At 57.1% G+C, this 6,745-nt stretch carries 8 protein-coding genes; 3 read left to right on the top strand and 5 right to left on the bottom strand.

Annotated features, from left to right (window positions below):
- Together VN577_06275 and VN577_06270 are read left to right on the top strand one after the other, a co-directional pair.
- Nucleotides 1-560 (top strand): hypothetical protein (locus tag VN577_06275; GenBank protein HWR14413.1); only part of this gene is annotated, 560 nt, incomplete at its 5' end.
- A gap of 140 nt (nucleotides 561-700) precedes the next feature.
- Nucleotides 701-1,396 carry a ribonuclease HII gene (locus VN577_06270; protein HWR14412.1) on the top strand — a complete coding sequence of 232 codons (696 nt, stop codon included), beginning with the start codon at nucleotides 701-703 and terminating at the stop codon, nucleotides 1,394-1,396.
- On the opposite strand, the gene VN577_06265 is transcribed toward VN577_06270, so the two are convergent.
- Complete coding sequence (locus VN577_06265) at nucleotides 1,367-1,975, bottom strand: hypothetical protein (GenBank protein ID HWR14411.1); 609 nt, start codon at nucleotides 1,973-1,975, stop codon at nucleotides 1,367-1,369. The two genes, VN577_06270 and VN577_06265, sit on opposite strands and share 30 nt — an antisense overlap.
- A gap of 150 nt (nucleotides 1,976-2,125) precedes the next feature.
- On the opposite strand from VN577_06265, the gene cysK reads away from it, so the two are divergent.
- The gene (gene cysK, locus VN577_06260) at nucleotides 2,126-3,097 is read left to right on the top strand and encodes a cysteine synthase A (GenBank protein HWR14410.1); all 972 of its coding nucleotides are present in this window, start codon (nucleotides 2,126-2,128) and stop codon (nucleotides 3,095-3,097) included.
- 111 nt (nucleotides 3,098-3,208) lie between these two features.
- On the opposite strand, the gene VN577_06255 is transcribed toward cysK, so the two are convergent.
- From VN577_06255 to VN577_06240, 4 genes are all read right to left on the bottom strand, one after another.
- Nucleotides 3,209-3,622 (bottom strand): hypothetical protein, encoded by a 414-nt coding sequence (locus tag VN577_06255; protein ID HWR14409.1) that lies wholly within the window; start codon nucleotides 3,620-3,622, stop codon nucleotides 3,209-3,211.
- Between the two features lie 126 nt (nucleotides 3,623-3,748).
- The gene (locus VN577_06250) at nucleotides 3,749-4,120 is read right to left on the bottom strand and encodes an STAS domain-containing protein (protein HWR14408.1); all 372 of its coding nucleotides are present in this window, start codon (nucleotides 4,118-4,120) and stop codon (nucleotides 3,749-3,751) included.
- Nucleotides 4,121-4,277: 157 nt separating this feature from the next.
- Nucleotides 4,278-4,982, bottom strand: a complete 705-nt coding sequence (locus VN577_06245) for an ABC transporter ATP-binding protein (GenBank protein ID HWR14407.1) — start codon at nucleotides 4,980-4,982, stop codon at nucleotides 4,278-4,280.
- A 151-nt stretch (nucleotides 4,983-5,133) separates the two neighbouring features.
- Nucleotides 5,134-6,402 (bottom strand): Ig-like domain-containing protein, encoded by a 1,269-nt coding sequence (locus tag VN577_06240; protein HWR14406.1) that lies wholly within the window; start codon nucleotides 6,400-6,402, stop codon nucleotides 5,134-5,136.
- Nucleotides 6,403-6,745 lie beyond the last annotated feature (343 nt).

Here is a 6,745-nt window from a genome sequence, read left to right as displayed (position 1 = left end):
GTGGTGGAGGGGGTGGGGCACAGTCCCGCGATCCTCAGGGCATTTACACCCGCCCCATGGACCACAGCTACCGTAATGGCGGCCAAACCAGCCAGCGCGGTCGCGGTGGCGCAATTCCGGGCGCTTACGTGCATCCCGAACCGGAACCCATCCGAAAGCCCATGGACGAAAACGCAGTTCCTCGCATCTTTGCCTTCATCGACGACCTCTTCTTCCTGGCGAAAATCCAGGAGACGGCTCGCAAGCTCAACGTGAAGGTCGAGTTCGTTAAGACCGACAAGGACATCCTCGACCGACTCGGCTCGAACGGTGAAGACAAACCGTCGCTGATTATCTTCGACCTGAACAACGCCAACGCGAAGCCGTTGACTACGATCCCGAAGCTGAAAAAGGAGCTCAAGAAAGGAACCGCGATCATCGGATTCCTTTCGCACCTTCAAGCCGACCTGAAACTAAAGGCACAGGAAGCCGGTTGCGACATGGTGCTGCCGCGCAGCTCGTTCTCGCAAAACCTGCCTTCGCTGCTCAGGCGTCATGGTGCCGACGAAGAAGACGCCTAGATCTCGCATCCCGGCCGGGGCACAATTTCTTGCGGAAGACCGGACTGCCCGTTCCCGTTGGCAGTTACAATAGCTTCCACGAAGTGCCCCGCAAACCCAAATACTCGAACCCAGACGGCGTATCCAAGGCGACGCTGAAAATGCGTTTGCTCAAACGCCTGAAGTGTACGACCAAGTTCGAGAAACAGTTCGCCTGCGAAGGTGCCCAACTGATCGCCGGCGTTGATGAAGTCGGTCGGGGTGCACTGTTCGGACCAGTAGTCGCCGGCGCCGTAATCCTCGATCCCAAGTACCGCATTAAGGGACTTCGCGACTCCAAGCTCCTTCCGGCCGCGAAGCGCGACGTCCTTGCCGAGCGCATCAAGGAGCACTGCATCGCGTGGTCGATAGCCGCCGTCGATGTGGCCCGCATCGACCAACTCAACATCTACCACGCCACACGCCTCGCCATGACCGAAGCGGTCCGTGCGCTCACTCCGCAGCCGGATTGCCTGCTTATTGACGCGATGAAGCTGGATCTTGCCATGCAGCAGAAGTCGATCATCCATGGTGACGCACTCTCCGCCTCGATCGCTGCTGCTTCTATCGTCGCCAAAGTAGCTCGTGATGCCATGATCTCCGCGTGGGACCCGATCTTTCCCGCCTATAAACTCGCCTCCAACAAGGGATACCGTTCGCCCGCACACATCAAGGCGCTGAAGGAATTTGGACCTTCGCCGCTTCACCGCCAGTCGTTTTATCCGGTCTGGAATGCGGCTTCGCCGCAAGAGGTACTGGAGTTCATGCTGGAAGAGGAAGCGGAAGAACTACAGCAAGTCGAGGTGGAACTTGCATAACCGCTCACCTGCGGGCGAGAACACTTCCATCACCACACGATCTTCGATCGGCACCTTGCCAATCTTGAATCCAATGCGATAGATGCGCTCATCGTACGGCACATTGGGCGGCATCCCGATTTCGTCCACCGACTCGGGCTCTACGTATCGGTACTGGAGTCCGTGAAAGATCTTCACCCGAAACTTCAGTTTCACCAGCAGATCTTCCAGAGTCAGCTTTGACTCGGTGTCGAAGGGCGTGTCGCGAACCAGATCTTCTCGTGCACTCGCGGTGAGGCGGAAGTGTAATTGATCGGGATAGAACTTCACCCGCTGGCGACGGCTTCCCGTGACAAGGTACGATTTCTTTCCGTCTATCACGCGGGCAAGTCCGATGAAGTCCTGTGTCTCCGCGGAAGCCATCAAGTAAAAGTTTGTCTTGGCTGGAACCAGGCGGAAGCTTTCGATTCCTAATGGAACCCTTCCATTGATGGCAACGGCTTGAATCTTCCCCTGTGCGAACGCAGCTGTTGTGACCGCAAGGCTCGCCAGCAGAACCAGCGTTCCCTTCCGAACCGACAACCGTCTGCGCCCGAACATGTCAGGAAGTTGGAATCCGGGAGGCGTAAACAGGTTTTCCGGCTGCCCAACGCATGTGGCATTTGCACCATAACCGCTGTAATTTGTGAAACTTCAATAAGTTCCAGACCATCAGATTCAGCATAAAGAACTCTCCAGGAGACTTATTTCATGAACATTGCGAATGACGTTACCGACCTGATAGGCGGCACACCGCTGGTTTACCTGAACCACGTCACGGATGGCGCTGGCGCGAAGATCGCAGCCAAACTGGAGAGCTTTAATCCGTGTTGTAGCGTCAAGGACCGCATCGGCGTCAGTATGATCGAGGAGGCTGAAAAAGCCGGCAAGATCAGCCCCGGTCAAACCGTCCTTATCGAACCGACCAGCGGCAATACTGGTATTGCCCTCGCCTTTGCGGCGGCAGTCAAGGGCTACAAATTGATCATCACCATGCCGGACACCATGAGCTTCGAGCGGCGTGTCCTGCTTCGCGCGTTCGGTGCCGAAATCATACTTACGCCGGGGCCAAAGGGCATGAAGGCCGCGATTGCCAAGGCCGAAGAGATCCAGCGCAACACCCCGGGCGGATTCATCCTTCAGCAGTTTGCCAACGAGGCAAATCCGAAGATTCACCGCGAAACCACCGGCCCCGAGATCTGGAACGATACCGAAGGCAAGGTAGACATTCTCGTCAGCGGCGTCGGCACAGGAGGCACACTCACCGGAGTCGGCGAGTACATCAAGCCGAAGAAACCGTCGTTCAAGATCGTTGCCGTGGAACCCACGGACAGCGCTGTGCTCAGCGGAGGATCGCCTAGTCCTCATAAGATCCAAGGGTTGGGCGCGGGCTTCATTCCGCAGATTCTCAAAACCGATTTGATCGACGATGTCGTCACGGTTTCAAACGATGACGCTCTTGCCATGGCTCGCCGTATGCCGGTGGAAGAGGGCATTCTGTGCGGCATCTCGTCGGGGGCAGCTGTCTGGGCAGCGGTGCAGGTAGCGAAACGCCCGGAGAACGCCGGCAAACTGATCGTCGTCGTGCTCCCGAGTTACGGAGAACGCTATCTATCGAGCATTCTCTTTGAAAATCTTCGGAAAGAGGCGATGGAGATGAAGACCGCTGAGGTGAATGTGTAACCGGGTGGACCGTGGTTGATATCGGGTCGGGCTGCGTGCCCGACCCTTTTTATCGCTGTCTGGAGCCACGCTCGCCGAGAGCAGGCGAGGATGGGTCGTAAGTTCGTGAAGTTAACCAGCTATGGCTAACCGGTATTCTGCCAAGGAAGCCAGCGCCGTGAGGACGGCTTCGTCGCCTTCGCGGGAATCCAGCGCCCAATCGACCGCCGGGTGTTTTCCGCTGGCGTGCAGCACGAGGACACGCGTGTCGCGACTACCCTTCTTCGCCATGTACGGCAGGTGATGGCGGTCGTCCTTGGTCAGCGTATGGCCGAGGACCACAACGTCATAGCTGCCAGCGTGTAGCGCCTGCTCGGCAGCTTTGCGACCCTCCACGCGTTCAACGGCGTATCCGGCCTTTTCAAACGCCCTGGCCTGAGCACTTAGAACGCTGCTGTCATCTTCACAGTACAGAATTTTCGCTTTTGGCGCGGACGCTTTCGAGACATATGACGCCCGCGCGGGCTTCGGTGGGACCTTGTTCATTCAGCACTCCTTGAAGGCCAACCGTAGCACTGGAGCAGAGGATTTCTACCGTGCCCAAGGTGCAATTACCCGCTGAATACGCAGACGAAAGTACATGCTCGAAGAGACGATCCGCGGCCACCTACGTCAGGCGATGCCCCCTCGCGCGGTGGTCTGGAGTCCCGATTCAGCGGCTGTAAGGTCCGGATAAAGGCGGAAGACCTTGTCCACCTGCGTGAGGCTCATCAGTCGCTGTAGCCGGTCGGAGGCGCCGGCAATCGCCATCTTTCTGCCGCGATTGGCACAGGCGACGTGGGCGTTCACGAGAGAGCCTATGCCGGAGGAATCCATGTAGGTGACCCGAGAAAGATCGAAGATTACCTTGTCGCCTTGCAGAGTCTGCCATGCCTGGCGGAACTCGGGGACATTCTCCATGACGATCTTTCCGGAAACTGCGATTACAGTTGTGGTGGCCTGAGCGCCTGGCCGGACGTCGAGCTCGAAGTTTCTATCCGCCATGTGGTCCTCCCAGATAAGGCATAGATACCACTGGCGGCCTCAAATACCACGTGAAGTGGCTGGCAGATTACTTGCAAGGAAGCACAATTAACGCTTGAATCTCAGGACCGGTGGGACATTTCGACTTTCCCAAAGAAGGAAGATCAGGATTCCAGGCTTACTTCTTGGGATGCAAGTGCGGCTCGTGGGCCGGATCGACGATCTGCCCATCGCGCATGTGGATGGAGCGGTCGCTGAACTCGGCGGCTTCGGGATTGTGCGTGATCATCAGGATCGTCTGCCCGAGTTCCTTGTTTGATTGCCGCAGCAGGTCGAGGACGGCCTCGGAGTTCCTGGTGTCGAGATTTCCGGTGGGCTCGTCGGCAAGGATAATGGCCGGCTGGTTGATGAGTGCGCGGGCAAGCGCGACACGCTGCTGTTCGCCACCGGAAAGTTCCGATGGACGATGCATGAGCCGCTTGCTGATGCCAAGGAGATCTGTGATGCGATCGAGGTACGCACGGTCGGAGCTGTTCTTTCCCGCGATATTCATCGAGATCTCGATATTGGTGCGGGCATCGAGGGTCGGGAGCAGGTTGAACTTCTGGAAAACGAAACCGATCTTCGTCTTGCGCAGCCGGGTACGCTCGGCGTCGGACAGCCGGGTGAAGTCGTCGCCGTCGATCACGACTTTGCCTGAATCTGCGCGCGTGAGTCCGCCGAGGAGGTAGAACAGCGTTGATTTTCCGCTACCGGACGGGCCAAGAATGGATACGAACTCGCCACGATCCACATTGAAGGAGACGCCGCGCAGCGCCGGCACGTCCACTTTGCCGACATGGTAAGACTTGCGGGCCTCTGCGACTTCGATGATGACTGGCATAAACAATCAGTTTACACGATGAAAAAGAAAAGGCGCCCTGAGTAGGGCGCCTGCTTGGCTTTCGTTTCGGATTCGGTGGACTGCCTGCCGTTTCTTGGAAGGAAACAGAGCGGGCGCTCTCAGCAAGAGCGCCCGCATCCGTCAGGAGGAACTACCAAACGTAAAGGTTTACCTGGTCGAGCCAGACCTGGTAGTCGGTCTGCTGATAGTTGCCGTCCATCTGGAAGGCGACGTTCAGCTCGCGAGCGCTGACCGGCCGGGCCCAGAAGTATTTGTCAATGACCTGGCGGTTGCCGTTGAGCGTAACCGCGATGAATCGAGTCTGCGTTCCCACTCGCTGGAATTCCCAGGTCAGGTGGTTCCACGCGCCAGCCTTCACGTTGCAGGCTTTGCCGGTGCTCACCCAGCGGACGTTCGCGGTGTCCCAGATGCGCCATCCGTTGCCGGAGAAAATGCCGCATTCGGTGCCGAAGATGTACTTGTAGCCGCCGACGGACTGGTTCATATCGAACTCAAGTGCCTGCGCGGCGCTGGGGTTCGGGATGTAGAACTTCAGGTCGTAGACGAAGTTCTTTGCCGTATCGATAGCGCCGAGCTGCTTCCACCACAGAGCGTTGCTGTACGGCGTGGTGCCGCCGAGCCAGAACGTGGCCGACTTGCCGTCGATCGACGGGCTCGAGATGAACTGAGTCATCGAGTAGGGCGTGGACGGACCGGAACCGTTGATCCCTGCGCAGGAGTCACAGTGATCCCATCCAGTCATCTGGTCGATGTCGAGCTTCTTGGTCGCGTACGACGGAATGGCTACCTGCGAACTGGAACCGGTGCTGCCGGACGAACTCGTGGAGCCGCCGTTATAGACCTTCACGGGGTTGAAGAAGATGTTGCCCTTGTTGTCCCATGCCTGAATCATCAGGTAGTGGGAACCGGAAGAGAGGTTCACGGTGGTGTCCAGGTAGCTGCCGCCGACCTTCGTTACCAAATTGCTGTTGTCGTAAATCGCCATAGCGGCAATTCCGTAAGGAGAGTAGGAGGATCCTTGAACACGAACCGAACTAGCCGAGGTGTTTTCCGCAGGAGAATTTAGAAAAATGCCGGAACCTGATCCCTGTACCGAGCGGGATGACATGAAGCTATTGCCTGCCGAGTCCCACGCTTTCACAGTTACGCTGTGCCAACCCTGGCCCATTTTGAAGTACGCGTTTACTGCACTGCCGGGCTGGCTGTAGACGAGCCCTCCATCAATATAGACCTGCATTGCCTTGATGGAAGTGTTCGAGTAGTTGGGTGTTGCCGAGGCACTAACGTGAACGGGCGAATTCGACGTCGCGCCATTTGCGGGGGAATTAATCGTGACTCCAGCAAAACTGGCTGCCGAAAGCGCGAGGAGAACCGTAGCCAAGCGAATCGCGATTTTCAAAACCGACCTCCGAGTGTTGTGTAACGAAGGCAAGAGTGCGGGTTCATCAACTCACAAAGTATCGGCAGACTCTTGTATTTACATGCGGTATAGAGCCCTAGGTAAACCCGGGCTAGGGCCTTAGAAATCTCTCAAAATCTAAGGCGGACAAACGAGATACCTAACACTAACGATACAAAGCATTGTCATCCAGAGACTTGAATCGAAACCTCTCGCTGATTCGCTTAGTACTTACCTAGAGAAAGGCGCCTTCAAACAGGTGGAAAAACAGGGGGGAAAGTTAACCGCGGGCCTTAGGGTAGAAGGTGGAGAATGGCATCGCGGAATCGATGGCGCGAATGCG

The organism is Terriglobales bacterium (genome assembly GCA_035561515.1).
Lineage (GTDB): Bacteria > Acidobacteriota > Terriglobia > Terriglobales > Acidobacteriaceae > DATMXP01.
The sequence above is the reverse complement of the archived record's forward strand: the minus strand, read 5'-3'. Positions and strand labels throughout refer to the sequence as shown.